Here is an 18,913-nt window from a genome sequence, read left to right as displayed (position 1 = left end):
ACAGTGCAGTGTCAGCAAAATCTGTACTGCTTCCATCAAGCCTGTGAGGCGGTTGGCAAGCGCAAAAAAACCCGGCACTGACGGACAGGCCGGGTTTTCCAGTGACGCCGTCCTCAGCGGGCGGCGCCGAGCTGGCCTTTTTCGTCGGAGAACACGATTTCCACTCGACGATTCTGCGCACGTCCCCGTTCGGATGCGTTCACGTCCACCGGGTATTCGTCGCCGTAACCTTCGACCTGAATACGCTTGTCGTCGATGCCCAGGTCCATCAGCACATCGGCCACCGATTGCGCACGGTCCCGGGACAGCTTGAGGTTTTCCTGCTTGCCACCGGTACTGTCGGTATAACCCTCGATGCGTACGACGCGCTTGGGGTTGAGCTGCAGAAACTGGACGATCTTCAACACCACACGGTTGGCCGAGTTCTTCAGTTCCGCTTCGCCGGTATCGAACAGCACATCGCCCAGGGTCATCACCAGGCCACGGTCGGTCTGGGTGGTGGCGAGCGCGACAATCTGTTCTTCGAGCCACTTGCCCTGCTGCTGTACGCTGAACAGCTTGGACTCACGCAACGCCAGTTGCAGGCGTTGGCGCTCGAGCTCGAGCTTTGCCGCGCGCTCTTCGTTGAGCACCAGGTTGGTGTGCTCCCGGGCGATTTCACTGTAGCGGCTGCTCAGGTAGGCATAGTGCACCACGTCCGAACCGCTGCCCCAGTAACTGGATAAACGATCGGCGCGCGCCAGGGACTCGCCGGCACGGATCACGTCCTTTGGCGCGATGCGCAGCACGTTGGCATCTTCCTTGACCTTCTGGAAATCGTTGCTCGCATCCTGCAATGCGGCTTCGCTGCGCTGACCGGCGCAGCCGCAGAGACTGATGCAACCGGCGAGGATCAGGGCCGCTGCAACCTTGGAGTTGAGGTTCATTGGGCATCCCCCACTTGCTTGCGCAGTCGAGTGATGCGGGCATTGAGCATCTTCAGCTGCTCCTCACTCTTGAGGGTCAGCACCCTGGCTTCGGCCAGGCGAGCGTCCAGTTCGGCTTGTTCAGAACGCATCCGCGCATGCTTGTAGGATTGATCGGCCATATCGCCCTGGGCGCGACTGAACTTGTCTTCCGCCAGTTTCATTTCCGGCACGTCGTCGGCAGTGGCGCCCACGGCCTTGGCCTGTGCCAGAGCCTGCTCGGTCAGGCGGAACTGTTCATTGGGGGCTGGATCGGCTGCACACCCCGCCAGGGCCAGAACGGCCAGGGCAGCGAAAAGAGGTCGAATACTCACTAAAAATCCCTACTGTTTTGGGGCACTGACGGGGGCCTGCGGCGGTTGGGAGAGCTGGGTTTTCCAGCGCTCGATGTTGCGCAACAGCGCGGCTTGCGTCAGTCCGGACGCGGGCAATTCTGTCATCTTTTTGGCCAGCTGTCCGCGCAACCACGGATCGTTGCAGGCCGAGTTATGGGAAACCGCCAGGAACAGGCCGGGTTTGTCGACCGGCTGCGGATGCGCCACCAGGTCATTGGCCATGCTCAAAGTCTGCGCAACCGCCATACCCGAGTAGCGTCCGGCAACCACGTATTCCACCTCCCCCAGCAGCAGCTTTTGAAACGCCTGGGTCAGGTTCGCCGTGCGGGCAAGGGCCAGGTGCTGTTCTGCGAACAGTGCAAATTCCGGGGTTATCCGGGACTTTTCCGACAGTGCACCGGGATGTCCGTGAAGGTCCTGTACTTCGTTGTAAACCAACGGCGAGTCCTTTCGGGTCCAGACGAGGTAATCGTTTTCCAACAGCGGCGGATGGATGTAGTCCAGGCTCTGCAACTCGTTGATCGTCAACGGCGCATCCGCCAGCATGTCCATGCGCCCGCTGCGCACCTCTTCCAGGGCCTGAGCGCGCTTACCGGCATACAGCAACTCGACCTTGACCCCCAACTCCCCTGCCACCTGCTGCAACAGGTCGGCACTGGCGCCGATCAGGTGCTTGGGGTCCTGCGGATCCTGCCACAGGTACGGCGGCGCATCCGGGCTGCCGGTGACCACCAGGCGCTCGCACTTGCCTGCCGCAACGGACAGGCCCGGTAACAGCGTCAATCCCAGCACGCTCAATATCAAACGCAGATCCATGGTCATCCCCCGTTCGGTCCTGCAGAAGCAAACGCAAAATCAACAGCAAAAAAAAGCCCGACCAGAAGGTCGGGCTCTCTTATAGGTCAAGCGACTGGATTAGACCAGCTTCTCGAGCTCCGGGATGGCTTCGAACAGGTCAGCCACCAGGCCGTAATCGGCCACCTGGAAGATCGGCGCTTCTTCGTCCTTGTTGATCGCCACGATCACCTTGGAGTCTTTCATGCCGGCCAGGTGCTGGATCGCGCCGGAGATACCGACCGCGATGTACAGCTGTGGAGCAACGATCTTGCCGGTCTGACCGACCTGCATGTCGTTGGGCACGAAACCTGCGTCGACGGCAGCGCGGGAAGCACCAACCGCCGCGCCCAGCTTGTCGGCCAGGGCGTACAGGTGCTTGAAGTTGTCGCCGTTCTGCATGCCGCGACCGCCGGAAACGACGATCTTGGCAGCGGTCAGTTCCGGACGGTCCGATTTCGCCAGCTCTTCGCCAACGAAGCTGGAGATCGCAGCGTCGTGAGCAGCAGCAACGGCTTCAACCGAAGCGGAACCCCCTTCAGCGGCAACCGGGTCGAAACCGGTGGCACGCACGGTGATCACCTTGACGGCGGCGCTCGACTGCACGGTGGCGATCGCGTTACCGGCGTAGATCGGACGCTTGAAGGTGTCGGCGCTCTCTACCGAGATGATCTCGGAGATCTGGTCGACGTCCAGAGCGGCGGCCACACGCGGCAGGATGTTTTTGCCGTTGGAAGTGGCGGCAGCCAGGATGTGGCTGTAGCCCGCAGCCCCTGCTTCTTGGACGAGAGCTGCAACCAGAGGAGCGACGTTTTCCGGCAGCTGATGCGCGTAAGCGGCGTTGTCAGCATTCAGGACTTTGCTCACGCCCGCGATTTTCGCAGCGGCTTCAGCCACGGCGCCCGCGCCCTGGCCGGCGACCAGAACGTGGATGTCGCCGCCGATTTTGGCAGCGGCAGCCACGGTGTTCAGCGTGGCCGGGGCCAGCACTTTATTGTCGTGTTCAGCGATTACCAAGATAGTCATGATCAGATTACCTTCGCTTCGTTTTTCAGTTTCTCGACCAGTTCAGCCACCGACTTGACCTTGATACCCGCGCTGCGTGCAGCAGGCGCTTCGACTTTCACGGTCTTGTTGGTGGAGGCGGTGGAAACGCCCAAAGCGTCCGGAGTCAGCGTCTCGAGAGGCTTCTTCTTGGCTTTCATGATGTTTGGCAGGGACGCGTAGCGCGGCTCGTTCAAACGCAGGTCGGTGGTGACGATGGCCGGCAGTTTCAGGGAAACGGTCTGCGCGCCGCCGTCGATTTCGCGGGTCACGGCAACGCTGTCGCCGGACACTTCGACTTTCGACGCGAAGGTGCCCTGACCGTAGCCGCTCAAGGCCGCGAGCATCTGGCCGGTCTGGTTGTTGTCACTGTCGATGGCTTGTTTGCCAAGGATCACCAGCTGCGGCTGTTCCTTGTCGACAACGGCCTTCAACAGCTTGGCAACGGCCAGGGAGGTCAGATCTTCAGCGGATTCGACGAGGATGGCGCGGTCGGCACCCAGGGCCAGCGCGGTGCGCAGTTGCTCCTGAGCGGTGGACGGGCCGACGGAGACGACGACGATTTCAGTCGCAACGCCTTTCTCTTTCAGGCGTACGGCTTCTTCCACTGCGATTTCGCAGAAAGGGTTCATCGACATCTTCACGTTGGCGAGGTCGACGCCGGAATTGTCCGCCTTGACGCGGACCTTGACGTTGTAATCCACAACGCGTTTGACAGCTACAAGAACCTTCATGGATTCCTCGTTACTCTCCGGTGAAAAGAAAGTCGCCTAGGCGTACCTGGCGGTTGATGCTCATCGGGCGCAAGGGCACCTCTAAAAACGCCGGCCTCTGTGTCAAGTGATCGCCGCTCATGTTGCACGTGACCGTTCGTCAGTGGTGACTGATCGGTCATTGCATTTAACGGCGTGTAAACTGCGTGGCAAACCCGCGCGGCACATCACCTTGCACTGCCATCGCCCTGTCTTTAGAGGTGCTCTTGAAACCACCAGTCAGCCTACGGCGAGCGCAAAACCGACCGTATCTTGACCGGAACGCCTATTCCGGTCAATACGGCAAAATAGCCGTTCATAAGCCGCGTGACTTTGATTTCTCTGGCTTTGAGCCATTTCAAACAAACGTTTGTATTGGACGCTGAGAGTGGTGTAGATATAATGCGCCACCCAGAGAGAAAGGTGGCTCATCGATTGTCCTCTTCCCCGCTCGCGCAGGGATTCATGGATGCGACACCAAACCTCCAATCAGAAAAAAAACCGTTGAGCCTTGAGTAGGAGAAAACCTGTGGAACGCGAATACATGGAATTCGACGTCGTCATCGTCGGTGCCGGCCCCGCTGGTCTTTCCGCTGCCTGCCGATTGAAGCAGAAGGCCGCTGAAGCCGGTAAGGAAATCAGCGTCTGCGTGGTCGAAAAAGGCTCTGAAGTGGGGGCTCACATCCTGTCCGGTGCCGTGTTCGAACCACGCGCCCTGAACGAATTGTTCCCGGACTGGAAAGCACTCGGCGCCCCGCTGAACACGCCGGTCACCCGTGACGACATCTACGTGCTCAAGAACGCTGAAAGCGCGCAGAAAATCCCTGACTTCTTCGTGCCCAAGACCATGCACAACGAAGGCAACTACATCATTTCCCTGGGTAACCTGTGCCGCTGGCTGGCCCAACAGGCCGAGAACCTGGGCGTGGAAATCTACCCAGGCTTCGCCGCCCAGGAAGCGCTGATCGACGAAAACGGCGTGGTGCGCGGGATCATCACCGGCGACCTGGGTGTCGACCGTGAAGGCCATCCCAAAGACGGCCTGTACACACCGGGCATGGAACTGCGTGGCAAGTACACGCTGTTCGCCGAAGGTTGCCGCGGTCACATCGGCAAGCAACTGATCAAGCGCTACAACCTGGACAGCGATGCCGACGCCCAGCACTACGGCATCGGCCTCAAGGAAATCTGGGAAATCGATCCGGCCAAGCATCAGCCTGGCCTGGTGGTGCACACCGCGGGTTGGCCGATGGACATCATGGGCACCGAGAACACCGGTGGCTCGTTCCTCTATCACCTGGAAAACAACCAGGTGTTCGTTGGCCTGATCGTCGATCTTTCCTACAGCAACACCTACCTGTCGCCGTTCGACGAATTCCAGCGCCTCAAGCATCACCCGGTGCTCAAGCAATACCTTGAAGGCGGCAAGCGCATCAGCTACGGCGCCCGCGCGATCTGCAAGGGTGGCCTGAACTCGCTGCCGAAGATGGTGTTCAAGGGCGGTGCACTGATCGGTTGCGACCTCGGTACCCTGAACTTCGCCAAGATCAAGGGCAGCCACACGGCGATGAAGTCGGGCATGCTCGCCGCCGAGTCCGTAGCTGACGCGCTGTTCGCCGACAAGGACGGCACCGAAGAACTGACCACCTACGTCGATGCGTTCAAGAACAGCTGGCTCCACGAAGAGCTGTTCGGCAGCCGCAACTTCGGCGCCGCCATCCACAAGTTCGGCGCCATCGTCGGCGGCGGTTTCAACTGGCTGGACCAGAACATCTTCGGCGGCAAGCTGCCGTTCACCCTGCACGACAACAAGCCAGACTATGCCTGCCTCAAGCTCGCGGCCGACTGCAAGAAGATCGACTATCCAAAACCCGACGGCAAACTCAGCTTCGACAAATTGAGCTCGGTGTTCATCTCCGGGACCAACCACGAAGAAGAACAGCCGTGCCACCTGAAGCTGACCGACCCGAGCATTCCACTCAGCAAGAACCTGCCGCTGTACGACGAACCGGCCCAGCGTTACTGCCCGGCCGGCGTGTATGAAGTGGTGACCCAGGAAGACGGCGAGAAGCGCTTCCAGATCAATGCCCAGAACTGCGTTCACTGCAAGACCTGCGACATCAAGGACCCTGCACAGAACATCACCTGGGTGACACCGGAAGGTGCCGGCGGCCCGACTTACCCGAACATGTAAGCCAACCGCCTGAACATCAAGGCTCCCTGAGGGGGGCCTTTTTGTTGCCCGCCATTCAGGGCACACCATATTGCAGGCGGGCGTGTGTCAGACCTTGAGGCCCAGCTCCGCCGACAGCCGTGCCGTCACACCTTTGATGAGGGGGATCAGCTCGGCCATTTTTTCCAGCGGCATGTACGGTACGGTGCTGGCAATGCTGATGCCCGCCACAATGCGTCGGCTGGCATCGCGGATCGGTGCGGCGACACAGCGGATCGACGGTTCGTTGTCTTCCAGGTCGAAGGCATAACCGCCCGCCACGTACTCGACCATGCGCTGGCGGAACTGCTCCCAGGATTGCTCCGGGTGTTGCGGCCAGAACTGATTTTTCCCACCGGCCGGCAGACTGACTTCATACAGCCGCTGCCATTCTTCCTGCGCATCGTCGAGCATCAGGGCCTTGCCGATCCCGGTACGTGCCAACGGCATGCGATGGCCGACCCGCGAACGCATTTCCGGGCCGTTGCGCCCCGGATTCTTGTGCAGGTAAAGCACCTCGTCACCCTCGCGGATCGCCAGGTGGATGGTGTCACCGGTCAACGCCGACAACTCATCCAGATACGGTCCGGCGAGCGTCACCAGCGGCAGCTCTTCACGGGCCTGAAAACCCAGTTCGATCAACTTCGGCCCCAGCAGATAGCCGATCTGCGGCACCACTCGCAAATAGCGCTCGTCCACCAGGCAGCTGGCCAGGCGATGGGTGGTGCTGCGTGTAGTGCCGATCAGCCGGGCGATTTCCTTGAGATCACGGGCGCCACTGGCCACGGCCTGCACCACACCCAGCCCCCGAAGCAGGGTCTGGGTACCGGTTGGCGCGGCGTCCTTGGTGTTTTTTGCAGCGTCTTCCTGCATATCCAGCCTTTACCGTTGAGCGAGAGAACGGGCGGCATTATGGTCGCCCGGGGGCCACGACTACAACTTGATACGCTCGACCTTCCCTACCAGCAAGATGTAGGAAAGTGCACCGATCAATGCCAGAACAGAGATATAGGTAATGGCCGGCGCAAACGAATTACCCGTGGCGAGGAAACCGATGACGATCGGTGTGGCGATGGCCGACAGGTTCCCGATGAAGTTGAACACGCCCCCGGTCAGGCCCAGCAAACGCGCAGGTGCCAGGGTCGAGACCAGCGACCAGGTGATGGACGCCAGGCCGTTGCCGAAGAAGGCCAGCGCGAGGAAGGCAATCACCAGCGGTGTCGACTCGACGAAGTTGGCGCCGATGATCGAGGTGGAAATCAGCAAGCCGCCGATGATCGGCAATTTGCGGGCAAAGCCCACGGTGTACCCGCGGCGGATCAAAAAGTCCGAGAAGAAGCCCGAGCACAGCACGCCCACGAACGCCGCGAGAAACGGCAGCGACGCCAGCAGGCCGGACTTGATGAAGTCCATGCCACGATACTTCACCAGATAGGTCGGGAACCACGTCAGGAAAAACCACAGCGTCGAGTTGAGGCAGAACTGTCCGAGGTAGATGCCCCACAGCTTGCGCTTGCTCAGCACGATGCCCAGATCGGTCCAGCTGAATCTGGCCTTGACCCTGGCTTGTTCCGCCTGGATGTCCACCAGCCCGCCACCCTCGCGGATCAAGTCGATTTCGGCCTCGTTCGCGCCTTTGAAATCCCGCGGCTCGCGATACACCGCATACCAGATCACCGCCCAGAGAATGCCCACTGCGCCCGTGGTGACAAACACCATGTGCCAGCCAAACTCATGCTGCAACCAGGCCAGGACCGGTGTCAGGAATGCCAACCCGACGAACTGGCCGGACGTGTAGAAACCGATGGCCGTCGCCCGTTCGCGCTCGGGGAACCAGGTGGTGACCACGCGGCTGTTGATCGGGTACGCCGGGGCTTCCAGGGCCCCGACCGCCATGCGCAGGACGAACAACGCGATGAAGCTGCCGGCGAAGCCGAGCATGACCGTGGCAATCGACCACAGCAGCAGTGCCGCGGTGTAGAGGATGCGTGGCGGTACGCGGTCCACCAGCCAGCCGCCGGGGATCTGCATGGCGGCGTATGTCCAGCCGAATGCGGAGAAGATCAGCCCGACGTGAATCGGATCGATCCCCAGCTCGCTGGTCAGCGCCGGGGCGGCAATGGACAGGTTGCTGCGGTCGAGGTAGTTGATCACCACGGTGATGAACAGCAGGACCATGATGAAAAAACGCTTGCGGCTGGGCGTCACCAACGACGCCTGCCCGGTGAGGGTTTGCGGTTGCATGAGGGTGCCTCTTTTTATGTTTATTGAGGTCGGATTTGCAGCGATGCACCGCCCCCGGGTGGGCGCAGGATCTCTCCCACCCGGGGCGGTGCTGGATCAGAGGGGTCTCACCACTCGGCAAAGCTGCCGTCGGCATGGCGCCAGATCGGATTGCGCCAGCGGTGGCCGACAGCGGCGCGTTCGATGACGTATTCCTCGTTGATCTCGATCCCCAGGCCCGGGCCGTTGGGGATTTTCACGAAGCCCTGGTCGTAGTCGAACACCCGCGGGTCTTTGACGTAATCGAGCAGGTCGTTGCTCTCGTTGTAGTGAATGCCCAGGCTCTGTTCCTGAATGAACGCGTTGTAGCACGCCGCATCCAGTTGCAGGCAGGCCGCCAGGGCAATCGGCCCCAGCGGGCAATGCAGCGCCAGCGCCACGTCGTAGGCCTCGGCCATGTTGGCGATCTTGCGGGTCTCGGTGATGCCGCCGGCATGGGAGGCGTCGGGCTGAATGATGTCGACGTAGCCTTCGCTCAACACCCGCTTGAAATCCCAGCGCGAGAACAGCCGCTCGCCGAGGGCAATCGGCGTGCTGGTCAGGGGTGCCAGTTCCTTCAATGCTTCGTAGTTTTCGCTGAGCACCGGCTCTTCGATGAACATCAGTTTGTACGGGTCGAGTTCCTTCATCAGCACCTTGGCCATCGGCTTGTGCACCCGGCCATGGAAGTCCACGCCGATGCCGACGTTCGGGCCGACCGCATCACGCACGGCCGCAACGTTGGCCAGGGCCAGGTCGACTTTTTCGAAGGTGTCGAGGAATTGCAGTTCTTCGGTGCCGTTCATTTTCACCGCGGTGAAGCCACGGGATACCGCTTCCTTGGCCGCGCGCGCGGTGTCCGCCGGCCGGTCGCCGCCGATCCAGGAATACACGCGAATCTTGTCCCGCACCTGACCACCGAGCAGGTCGCTGACCGACACCCCCAGCGCCTTGCCCTTGATGTCCCACAACGCCTGGTCGATACCCGCCAGCGCGCTCATGTGGATGGCGCCGCCACGGTAGAAACCGCCGCGGTACAACACCGTCCAGATGTCTTCGATGTTGCGTGGGTCCTTGCCGATCAGGTAGTCGGACAATTCCTCAACGGCAGCCGCCACGGTGTGGGCTCGGCCTTCAACCACGGGTTCGCCCCACCCGGTCACCCCCTCGTCGGTTTCGACTTTGAGGAAGCACCAGCGCGGCGGAACGATGAAAGTGGTCAGTTTGGTAATTTTCATCTGTTTGTCTCTCTTGTTAGATGCAGCGCTCGCAGCGCCAAAAGTCTTAGCGAAGGGCGTTCCAGGCAGCGACGTAGGCCTTGGCATTGGCCGCCACTTGCTCAGGCGTCATGCCCGGCTTGAACAGCCCGGAACCGAGGCCGAAGCCTTTGACCCCGGCGTCGATGAACACCTGCATGTTGTCCGGCGTAATCCCGCCCACCGGCGCCAGAATGGTTCCGGCCGGCAGCACGGCAAGCCAGGCCTTGACCACCGCCGGCCCCATCTGCTCGGCCGGGAACATCTTCAGCACATCGGCGCCCTCGGCCAGCGCGGCAAAGGCTTCGGTCGGCGTGGCGACGCCCGGCGACAGGAACAACCCCGCCGCTTTCGCCGCGCGCAATACCTTGGCATCGCTGTGCGGCATGACTATCACCTGCCCTCCGGCGGCTTTCACCTGCTCCACCTGTTCCGGCGTCAACACCGTACCGGCACCGATCAGGCAATCGGCCGGCAGAGTGCTGCGCAGGATGCGGATGCTGTCGTACGGCTCGGGGGAGTTGAGCGGCACTTCGATCACGCGAAATCCAGCGGCATACAGGACTTCGCCGATGGCCGCCGCTTCTTGCGGACGCAGGCCACGCAGGATGGCAATCAGGCCGTTTTGCGCCAGGGCTTGCTTGAGCATGTCAGACCTCCAGTCAGGTTTAACGGGATGGATGTTGAGAGATCAGTCCGGCGGCAAGCGCCAACTGCCATAAGCCGCGCTCGGTGGCTTGTTCGGCCAGCGTCACACGAGAAAAGCCGCAGGCGTCCAGGGCCCGGCTGTAGCGAGCGCAGAGTTGAGTGTTGCCAATCAGAATGATTGCCGGCAAATGCACGCTGCAGCGCCGACGACGCAGCACCGCGGCCAATGCACTCAGCTCATGACCGATCAGCAGGCCGGACAGGTAATCCGCTTGAGCGCTGGCGCTGAGTTCGCCGGTCAACCCGAGGCTGCGGGCACTGAACAGCGTCGACAGCGGGCCGATTTCGCCCTCCGTCGACAACGCGACGTGCACGCCACGGTCGAAGGCGACGCCATCGAAGGGCGCTCCGCGTTGCTGGGTGCGCCCCAGAATGCTGTGGTCACTGAGCACGGCGAAGACTTCGCCGGTCATGAAGGTGTCGAACTGCACGATGCAGCCATCGGCCACTTCCACCCATTTCGAATGGCTGCCCGGCAGGCCGATCAGCAGGTCCTCGGTCGCCGCGACCGGCAGGTTCTGCAACACACCTAGGACTTGGGTCTCTTCGCCGCGCATTACGTTCGGCAAGCGCGAGCGCTGGATCACACCCGGCACGATATGCACATCGACGCCGCGGACACTGCGCACGGTCTGCAGGGACGTGCCGAGGTTGGCGACGTTCGCGGGCGTGTCGCGGTACGCCGCCTCGCGCCAGCCCTGGGCGCTGCCGACCATGCCGCAGGCAATCACCGGCAAGCCTGGCTGGGCCTCCAGCCAGTCGCCGCAGGCCTCATCGAAGGCCAGCTCAAAACCGTCGGTGCATACCCGACCGGCAATCGTGCGCGGCGTGTGAGGCAGCTGCATGATGCCGCACGACAGCGAACGCTGTTCGAGCACCTGGCCACCTGCTGCGAGTTTGTAAGCACGTAATGAGGTTGTCCCCCAATCGAGCGCGATCAATTGCGCCAGCATCGCTTCACCTGTTCTGTTTATTGGCAGTGAGTGAGCTGGACTATAAACCTGCCCGGGTCTAAATCTCAATATATAAATATTACTCCCATATATTGGGATGAAGACAAAAAAAGATCGCAATGTTTGGCAGCGCCTGCGGCTGCCGGACATTGCGATCCTCACGTCATCCCAGCGAGGACTACTTGCCTGCGGCGAACTCGCGCAACACGGCACCATCCATTCGGTAGCGCACCCACTCCTCCTGAGGCTGCGCGCCCAACGATTTGTAAAAGTCGATGGCCGGCGTATTCCACTCCAGCACGCTCCACTCGAAACGCCCGCAGTCGTTGGCACAGGCAATTTTCGCCAGATGGCGCAGCAAGGTCTTGCCCGCGCCGCCACCACGCTGTTCCGGGGTGATGTAGAGGTCTTCGAGGTACAGGCAATTACTGCCGAGCCAGGTCGAGTAACTGAAGAAAAACACGGCGAAACCGATTGGCAGGCCGTCGCGCAGGCAGATCAGGCCATGGGCGGTCGCACCTTCGCCAAAGAGGCTGCGCTCGATATCGGCGACACTGGCGATGACTTCGTGACGAGCACGCTCGTAGTCGGCCAGTTCGGTGATGAACCCGAGGATTTGCGGGGCATCGCTCGGGGTCGCCGGGCGGATCTCGATGGTCATGGACGGGCCTTCGTCATCAATGGAAAACGCCATGTTAAGTCGCTGAGCGACGCGCGTCACAGGGATTATTGTGCCCTGCCGAACAGCTAACGCCTGCCGCCATTCACCTGGCATCAATAACCATCGGTGCCTTGCGTGATGGCTCACCAGGCTGATCACTTTGGGTCGCCTGCCCTGGGGTCGTTTCAGGATCGGAACTGCGCAGCGACCTGAACCGTTCGTCGTTCATCAGGCACCATCCAAATCAAGGGGGGACCAACATCAGGTAAGGACTTCAATTGAAATGGAGACGACACCATGATCATGTCCCGATTGACCGCCCTCGGCGTCACGGCGCTGTTGTCCTCGACGACCTTCGCTGCCGGCACCGGCCCGACCGATCCGGTCGAGAAGCCCAAGTCCCCCGCCATCCAAAGCGCACCCGGCATCAACACCGATGGCGGCGGCGTCGATCACAACCTGCCACCGTCCACCGGCACCGACCCACGGACCCAGGGTAACGACACGGGCCGTCAAGGTGGCATGAACGTTCCCGACGGCACTCCCGATAACGCCGGCTCCGGCACCGGCTCGAAAACCACCACCGGTGGCTCGGGCTCGGAAGGCGGCGCCAACCAGTGATTCGCCCACGCGAGTAATCCACAGCCATGAAGAGGTAACCATGAACGTTGATGAAAACCTTGAGAAAGAAGTCCTGACCCGATTGCTGCACGCTCACCCGAGCGGCCTGGGCAAGGAGGTCCTGGACAATTACCGGGGGGAGAAAGTCGTGGCCAGCACCCTCGCCACGCTTCAGCAGCGAGGGCTGATCCAGCAGGGTCATGTGGTGTGCAACGAGGCCGGCGAACACTCGTTGAATCTGCCGATCAAACTCAGCGCCGCCGGTGTCGAGGCGGCGCGCAAACTGGACGTCTGACACCAGCCAAGTCAGGTCGCCGCCGCACGCGGTGGCGACCCTCGATGCAAACACCAGGAGAAGTCCCATGCCTCGTGGAAGCAAAGACAAATACACCGCTGAGCAAAAACGCAAGGCCGAGCACATCGAAGAAAGTTACGAGCACAAGGGCCTGTCGAAAGAGGAAGCCGAAGCACGCGCCTGGGCCACGGTCAACAAACAGTCGGGCGGTGGTGAGCGCAGTGGTGGTTCGGGCCGCAGGAAACCGGCGCAGGCCAAGTCAGAAGCCCGCAAGGAGTCATCACGGCGTGCGGCGGCCAGCCGTGAAGGGCATCCGCGTGACAGCACGGCATCGCGGGAGAAGCAGACCGTTGAAAGTTTAAGAAAGGACGCCTCGGCGAAGAAGATTCCCGGGCGTTCAAGCATGCGTAAGCAGGCGTTGATTGAAGCGTTGCGCAAAGCTGAATGAGCGACACGGACTGCCCCTTCGCGAGCAGGCTCGCTGCTACAGTGCGACCGGCATTGTGCCTCGTTGCAGTGTGGAAGCGAGCCTGCTCACGGAGGCGATCGCCTAGCCGCCAAGCGTCTGGCTGATCAACGCATCCACCTCAGCCTTGCCCGGCGAAGTCGCCGGGCCCCAGCGCGTCACCGCCAACGCCGCTGCGGCATTGGCCCGTCGTGCCGCCTCGAGTGCCGGCAACCCTTGCGCCAACCCGGCGACGAATACGCCGGCATGGGCATCCCCCGCGCCATTGCTGTCCACCGCGTCGACCTCGAACCCCGGCACATGCTGACGCGCGCCACGCTGACTGATCCAGCAGCCCCGAGGCCCATCACGGACCACCAGCAACACCTCCGGCGACAACAATCCGGCCAGCCGATCCAGGGCGCCGCCCATGTCCGCAGCCCCGGTCACCTTCAGCGCTTCGACACTGTTGCTGGTCCACACATCGATGCGCGGCAACAAGGCCTGCAACAACGGCCCGTCTGGTGAGTCCACCAGCGGGCCCGGGTCGAACACCACGTTGACGGCGGCGGGCAACCCCAGCACCCAATCGACCAGCGCCTGGGCCTTGCCGACCTGCACGAGGCTGTAGCCACTGACGTAGACATAGTCACCCGCCAGGGCCGGCACGCTGGCCAACTCCTCGGCACTCACCTCACCTTCCGCACCGATGTAGGAAATGAAACTGCGCTCGGCGCAGGCATCGGTCACCGCCACGCAGAGGCCGGTATCCCGTGGGGCAGGTTGGGCGATGCCAAGGCGAATGCCCTCAGCCTTCATCGCGTCCCGGGCCAGGTCGCCAAAACGGCCGGTGCCATGGCGCCCGAGGTAGACCACCGACAAGCCATTGCGCTGTGCGGCGGCCATCACGTTGAAACCGCCGCCGGCTTCGAAAACGGCGGACTGCGCGAGCACATCGCCACCCGGCGCGGGCAAGTGGTCGACGGCCATGACCAGGTCAATGATGACCTGGCCGGTGTGCAACATCTTAGGCATGAGCATTCTCGATCAACGCGGCACGACGATCCCTGGCCCCGCCCAGTGCAAGGTAAATTCCGCCCGCCACCAGGAACGTCACGATCCAGCCGAGACCGTTATGGCCCAGCCACGAATCGGACAACCAGCCACGGAACCACACGGTCTGCTCGGTGGTGCCGATGGTGGTGAAGCTGAAACCCAGCACGATCGCCACCGCCCACGCGCCGAACGCGCGCCACTCGACGCCGCCGCGATACCAGTAGGCACTGCTCGGGCTGACGTCCAGCAGGTCGGTCGGGCTGTAGTAATGACGATGAATCAGGTCGACGACGAAAATTCCGACCCACGCGGTGATCGGCACTGCCAGCAAGGAAATGAAGGTAATGAACGGGCCGTAGAAACTGTCAGCGATCAGCATGAAGTAGATCGAACCGGCGAAGATCGCCACGATATCGACCACCACCGCGTATACGCGCTTGACCTTCAAACCCAGGGTCAGGGTGGTCAGGCCGGCGGAGTACACCGACAGGTTGTTCGACAGCAGCAAGCCGCCGAACGCGGTGATCAGGTACGGCACAGCCATCCAGGTCGGCAACATGTCACGGATCGCGACGATCGGGTCGGTGGCCGACGCCAGGTCGTTGTTGCCCACCGACAACAGGCCGCCCAGAGTGATCAGCAGCACCAGCGGGATCCCCGCACCGAACGCCGCCGATGCCACCAGGCGCACGGCCTTGACGCTGCGGTGCTGATAACGCGACATGTCGGCCCCGGCGTTGGCCCAACCGATGCCGGTGCCGGCGGCCATGGTGCCGATGCCGATGATCATCGCGCTCATGGGCGCAGGCGTGGCGTTAAACACGGCGCTCCAGTCGATGGTGGCGCAGAGAAACCCGCCGACCAGGATGTTCAGCGCACCGAACACATAGGTGGCCCACTTCTGGATCACCAACAGCGTCGCGTGACCGAGTCCCGACACCGACAAGGTCAGCAGCACGAAAATCGCGATGAAGATCAGGGTCAGCAGCGGCGCACTTTTCGCTTCCACCGGCGAGCCGAACAGGATCGAGCACAGCGACAGCAGCACGAAGGCCGCAGTGGTGGTGTTGACGGTTTCCCAGCCCAGTCGCGACATCAGCGAAACCAGCGTCGGGCCGATGTTGCCGCGCACCCCGAAGATCGCCCGCGACAGCGTCAGGCTCGGCGCACGCCCCCGGCGACCGGCAATGGAAATGATCCCGACCACCGCAAAGGAACCGGCGGCACCAAGGATCGCGACGATGATCGCCTGCCAGATTGCCAACCCGCGAAATGCCACCAGCGTGGCCCCCAGCGGCAGGCCGAGGATGGAAATGTTGGCGGCGAACCAGACCCAGAACAGCTGCAACGGATGACCGTTGCACTCCGCTTCCGGCACCGGCTCGATACCCCGGGTTTCCAGTTGCCCGGCGCTTTGCCCGGCGGATGATGAACTCATGTGAAAGTGCTCCTGTTGCCATTTTTGTGGTTGTGGGCAATGCGGAAGTCGACAAAACATTCCGGCGTTCCTGGCCGTGGTTGTGCGATCCGTTGCGGTAAAGAATCAAACAGGTGGCGCGGCCTTCGCCAGCACGCCCGCTCTCACAGGTACGGCGCCTTTCCTCTGGGAGCGGGCTTGCCCGCGAAGGCGCCAGCCCCATCAGCGCAGGGCGAGAAGTCCTTCCACCAAGGGCTCCAGCGCCAGCGAATTAACGGCCTTGACGGTGTCGATCATCGCCACCGGCCAGCTCTCGAGGCCCAGGCAAGCCCCGAGCATGGCACCGAGAATCGCTGCGATGGTATCGGTGTCACCGCCCAGGCCCGCGGCCATGCACACCGCTTCGAACGCATTCATTTCGCCGATGGCGACCTGTTGCGCCAGGGCGAACGATACGACCACCGACTCTTGGGACGCCACCGAAGTGCCGATCACGTCGTACAGCAGGTCAGCCAACATCGCCTTGTCACGCTCGACGCTGATGCTGCGCGCCCAACTGATTCGCGAGGCCATGCGTCCACCCGCGACCCAGTGGCCATGTTCCTCGGCTTGCAGGGCGATGTGCTGGCCGAGATTCAACGCCTCGCCCAGGTCCATGCCATTGATGCCGGCCGAGACCACGGCCGCCACCGCCGCTGCACTGGAAATGCCCAGCGTGGTGTTATGGGTGACCTGGCAGGCCTGCACCACGGCAGCGATGAAGCGCCGTGGATCGGCGACGTCGGCGGCGATCCCGACCGGGGTGATGCGCATCGCCGCACCGTTGGTGGTGCCATAACGCCCCGCTTCCTCGGGCGAATGGCCGGCGAGGATCATCTCGATGGCGCGTTTGGTCGAAGGGCCGAGCAAATCCTGCGAGCCCTTGGCCTGCATCGCGGCCTCCCATTCGATCAGTCGCTGCGCCAGCACCGAAGGCTCGATGTTGCCCCGGCCATCGATCAACAATTGACCGACCAGAATCGCCTGCTCGGTGTCGTCGGTGATCGAGCCTCTGGGCATGTTGGCGGCGATCGGCTGATGGGGGCCGGCGTCTTCCAGACGGGTGATGTCACCAAAACGTGCCCGGATCTCGGCGCGGCTCAGGGATTGGGTCGGCATGCCCAGCGCGTCACCCAGGGCCAGGCCATAAAACGCGCCCAGGGCACGATTGAGCGCGGTCATTGCGGATTCCCGAACTGCAGGTGCAAGCGAAAGTGCACGGGATCGAGCAGGCTTTCGACCTGCTCCATGAAACGGTTCTGCCGGTCGTAGGTGGTGCGCAGGGCCTTGAGGAACACGGTGCCGGTCGCACGCCCGAGCAGTTCGGCGTCTTCGGCGCTCAAGGGTTCGGCGCCGATCCATTGATCGCCGCGTTCGCCGATATAGCCATAGGCGGCCAGGGTGATGGTCAGGGAGTTGTCGATCAGGCCGACACGCGGCAGGCTTTCCAGGCCGCCGGTGGCCGGCATCAATGAGCGCTCAAGGGAAACCAGCGTACCGTCGTTGGCACGACGGCGACGGTCAAGGGTGATGAATTGGTCGGTACCGAAACGCGACAGCAGGTCAGGCCGCGTGACCGCCTCCAGCCGCAGCACTTCGGTGTTGACCAGCGCCCCGCTGTCGGCCAGCGCCTGCGCCCAGCCGCTGCGCTGGTCGAGCACTACGCCGTCGAAGGTGACGATGGAACCTACCCCGCTTTGCGTCGCGATGTACTTGCGCCGTTTCAGTTCGGCCAGCGCCTCACGCAGCGTGCCGCGGCTGACCTTGAATTCCTGAGCCAACTGATGCTCGCCCGGCAACAGAAAGCCGTCCTCCAGGAGGCCGCTTTCGATGCGCCGGATGAGCTCGTCGACCACCCGTTGTTTCTTGTCAAATCGTACCTGTCTAATCATGTACAAATTGAACATGAAAGCATTGGCAGCGGGCAAGGGATTTTTGCGGGAGATGACAGAAGGCGGGGGGACAGCACTTGTGGGAGCGGGCTTGCTCGCGAAGGCGGCCTGTCAGTCAACGTATCGGTTGGCTGATCTACCGCTTTCGCGAGCAAGCCCGCTCCCACAGGGGGATTTGAGGGTGACTAGCGTTGCTTGAGCCGGTCGATCACCACTGCCAGCAACAGGATCGAACCGCGAATCACATACTGGTAAAAGGTATCGATGTTCTTCAGGTTCATCGCATTCTCGATGATCGCCAGAATCAGCACGCCGGCGATCACATGGCGGATCATGCCGATCCCGCCGCTCAGCGAAACCCCGCCCAGCACGCACGCCGAAATCACCGTCAGCTCGAACCCCTGGCCAATCATCGGCTGGCCCGAGGTCATGCGCGAGGCCAGGATCACCCCGGCCAGCGCACCGATCACGCCATGCACGGCGAAGATGATGATCTTGGTCCGGTCCACATTGACCCCGGCCAGCAGCGCGGCTTCCTGGTTGCCGCCGATGGCCATGGTGTTGCGCCCGTAGGTGGTGTAATTCAGCAGCCAGCCGAAAAACAGGAAGCAGACGATGGTGATCAGGATCGGCACCGGCACCCCGAACAGCTGGCCATTGCCGTAGACGAAGAACGATTCCTGAGAAACCCCCACCGCTTTGCCGTTGGCGAAGATGTAAGCCAGGCCGCGCACGATCTGCATGGTCGCCAGTGTGGTGATCAACGCATTGACCCGCAGCTTGGCGATCACGATGCCGTTGATCAGCCCGACGATCAGCCCCATGCACAACGCCGCCGAGACACCGAGAAACACGCTGTCGGTGTCTCGCATCACCACCGCCGCCACCACCCCGGCACAGGCGATCACCGAGCCCACCGACAAGTCGAAATGACCCGAGGCCAGGCAATACAACATGGTGCACGCGGCAATGCCGGTGGTCGAAATGGCCAGGCCCAGGCCGCGCATGTTCAGCGGCGAGAGAAAGTTGTCGATCAGCAGGGTGCAGAGCACGAAGATCCCGACCGCTGCCGCCAGCATGGCCCAGTCATCCAGAAAGCGTCTCAGGTCCAGCGGTTTGCGCGCCGTCGGCAGGGTTTCGTTTTGGGTTGTCATCATAGTCACCTC

The 18,913-nt window shown here is 62.1% G+C and carries 20 protein-coding genes; 4 read left to right on the top strand and 16 right to left on the bottom strand.

Features of this window, described 5'->3' with window-relative positions; genetic code table 11:
• Positions 1-113 precede the first annotated feature (113 nt).
• The 5 genes from IB249_RS15345 to IB249_RS15325 all read right to left on the bottom strand — a co-directional run bounded on the left by IB249_RS15345 (position 114) and on the right by IB249_RS15325 (position 3,912).
• Positions 114-926: an OmpA family protein gene (locus IB249_RS15345; protein ID WP_192306093.1), complete on the bottom strand. Its 813-nt coding sequence runs from the start codon at positions 924-926 to the stop codon at positions 114-116.
• Positions 923-1,279 (bottom strand): DUF4398 domain-containing protein, encoded by a 357-nt coding sequence (locus tag IB249_RS15340; protein ID WP_192306091.1) that lies wholly within the window; start codon positions 1,277-1,279, stop codon positions 923-925. Before IB249_RS15340 ends, IB249_RS15345 begins: the two co-directional genes overlap by 4 nt.
• Before the next feature lie 9 nt (positions 1,280-1,288).
• Complete coding sequence (locus IB249_RS15335; protein WP_192306089.1) at positions 1,289-2,116, bottom strand: substrate-binding periplasmic protein; 828 nt, start codon at positions 2,114-2,116, stop codon at positions 1,289-1,291.
• 99 nt (positions 2,117-2,215) lie between these two features.
• Positions 2,216-3,160: an electron transfer flavoprotein subunit alpha/FixB family protein gene (locus IB249_RS15330; protein ID WP_192306087.1), complete on the bottom strand. Its 945-nt coding sequence runs from the start codon at positions 3,158-3,160 to the stop codon at positions 2,216-2,218.
• Positions 3,161-3,162: 2 nt separating this feature from the next.
• On the bottom strand, positions 3,163-3,912 hold the full coding sequence (locus IB249_RS15325; RefSeq protein ID WP_192306085.1) for an electron transfer flavoprotein subunit beta/FixA family protein: 750 nt from the start codon (positions 3,910-3,912) through the stop codon (positions 3,163-3,165).
• A 547-nt stretch (positions 3,913-4,459) separates the two neighbouring features.
• On the opposite strand from IB249_RS15325, the gene IB249_RS15320 reads away from it, so the two are divergent.
• Positions 4,460-6,124: an electron transfer flavoprotein-ubiquinone oxidoreductase gene (locus IB249_RS15320; protein WP_192306083.1), complete on the top strand. Its 1,665-nt coding sequence runs from the start codon at positions 4,460-4,462 to the stop codon at positions 6,122-6,124.
• Between the two features lie 87 nt (positions 6,125-6,211).
• On the opposite strand, the gene IB249_RS15315 is transcribed toward IB249_RS15320, so the two are convergent.
• From IB249_RS15315 to IB249_RS15290, 6 genes are all read right to left on the bottom strand, one after another.
• Positions 6,212-7,015 (bottom strand): IclR family transcriptional regulator, encoded by an 804-nt coding sequence (locus IB249_RS15315; RefSeq protein WP_192306080.1) that lies wholly within the window; start codon positions 7,013-7,015, stop codon positions 6,212-6,214.
• A 60-nt stretch (positions 7,016-7,075) separates the two neighbouring features.
• A complete protein-coding gene (locus IB249_RS15310) occupies positions 7,076-8,386 on the bottom strand; it encodes an MFS transporter (protein ID WP_192306078.1) in 1,311 nt (436 codons plus the stop codon).
• Between the two features lie 107 nt (positions 8,387-8,493).
• Complete coding sequence (gene dgoD, locus IB249_RS15305) at positions 8,494-9,642, bottom strand: galactonate dehydratase (RefSeq protein ID WP_016770960.1); 1,149 nt, start codon at positions 9,640-9,642, stop codon at positions 8,494-8,496.
• Between the two features lie 46 nt (positions 9,643-9,688).
• The gene (locus IB249_RS15300; protein ID WP_192306076.1) at positions 9,689-10,309 is read right to left on the bottom strand and encodes a 2-dehydro-3-deoxy-6-phosphogalactonate aldolase; all 621 of its coding nucleotides are present in this window, start codon (positions 10,307-10,309) and stop codon (positions 9,689-9,691) included.
• A gap of 19 nt (positions 10,310-10,328) precedes the next feature.
• Positions 10,329-11,321, bottom strand: a complete 993-nt coding sequence (locus IB249_RS15295) for a 2-dehydro-3-deoxygalactonokinase (protein WP_192306074.1) — start codon at positions 11,319-11,321, stop codon at positions 10,329-10,331.
• Positions 11,322-11,499: 178 nt separating this feature from the next.
• Complete coding sequence (locus IB249_RS15290) at positions 11,500-11,982, bottom strand: GNAT family N-acetyltransferase (RefSeq protein ID WP_192306409.1); 483 nt, start codon at positions 11,980-11,982, stop codon at positions 11,500-11,502.
• Positions 11,983-12,279: 297 nt separating this feature from the next.
• On the opposite strand from IB249_RS15290, the gene IB249_RS15285 reads away from it, so the two are divergent.
• From IB249_RS15285 to IB249_RS15275, 3 genes are all read left to right on the top strand, one after another.
• A complete protein-coding gene (locus IB249_RS15285; protein ID WP_192306073.1) occupies positions 12,280-12,603 on the top strand; it encodes a hypothetical protein in 324 nt (107 codons plus the stop codon).
• 40 nt (positions 12,604-12,643) lie between these two features.
• Positions 12,644-12,898 (top strand): hypothetical protein, encoded by a 255-nt coding sequence (locus tag IB249_RS15280; protein ID WP_192306071.1) that lies wholly within the window; start codon positions 12,644-12,646, stop codon positions 12,896-12,898.
• A gap of 67 nt (positions 12,899-12,965) precedes the next feature.
• Entirely contained in the window at positions 12,966-13,346 is a 381-nt protein-coding gene (locus tag IB249_RS15275; RefSeq protein ID WP_192306069.1) for a Rho termination factor N-terminal domain-containing protein, read from the top strand.
• Between the two features lie 102 nt (positions 13,347-13,448).
• On the opposite strand, the gene IB249_RS15270 is transcribed toward IB249_RS15275, so the two are convergent.
• The 5 genes from IB249_RS15270 to araH form a co-directional block, all read right to left on the bottom strand.
• Positions 13,449-14,378, bottom strand: a complete 930-nt coding sequence (locus IB249_RS15270) for a PfkB family carbohydrate kinase (protein ID WP_192306068.1) — start codon at positions 14,376-14,378, stop codon at positions 13,449-13,451.
• Positions 14,371-15,837 carry a purine-cytosine permease family protein gene (locus tag IB249_RS15265; RefSeq protein WP_192306066.1) on the bottom strand — a complete coding sequence of 489 codons (1,467 nt, stop codon included), beginning with the start codon at positions 15,835-15,837 and terminating at the stop codon, positions 14,371-14,373. The genes IB249_RS15270 and IB249_RS15265 overlap by 8 nt, the downstream gene beginning before the upstream one ends.
• A 201-nt stretch (positions 15,838-16,038) precedes the next feature.
• Positions 16,039-17,037 (bottom strand): ADP-ribosylglycohydrolase family protein, encoded by a 999-nt coding sequence (locus IB249_RS15260; RefSeq protein WP_192306064.1) that lies wholly within the window; start codon positions 17,035-17,037, stop codon positions 16,039-16,041.
• Positions 17,034-17,747 carry a GntR family transcriptional regulator gene (locus IB249_RS15255; protein WP_192306062.1) on the bottom strand — a complete coding sequence of 238 codons (714 nt, stop codon included), beginning with the start codon at positions 17,745-17,747 and terminating at the stop codon, positions 17,034-17,036. The genes IB249_RS15260 and IB249_RS15255 overlap by 4 nt, the downstream gene beginning before the upstream one ends.
• A gap of 185 nt (positions 17,748-17,932) precedes the next feature.
• Positions 17,933-18,901: an L-arabinose ABC transporter permease AraH gene (araH, locus tag IB249_RS15250; RefSeq protein WP_192306060.1), complete on the bottom strand. Its 969-nt coding sequence runs from the start codon at positions 18,899-18,901 to the stop codon at positions 17,933-17,935.
• Positions 18,902-18,913: the final 12 nt, after the last annotated feature.

The organism is Pseudomonas sp. PDM04 (assembly GCF_014851765.1).
Lineage (GTDB): Bacteria > Pseudomonadota > Gammaproteobacteria > Pseudomonadales > Pseudomonadaceae > Aquipseudomonas.
The sequence above is the reverse complement of the archived record's forward strand: the minus strand, read 5'-3'. Positions and strand labels throughout refer to the sequence as shown.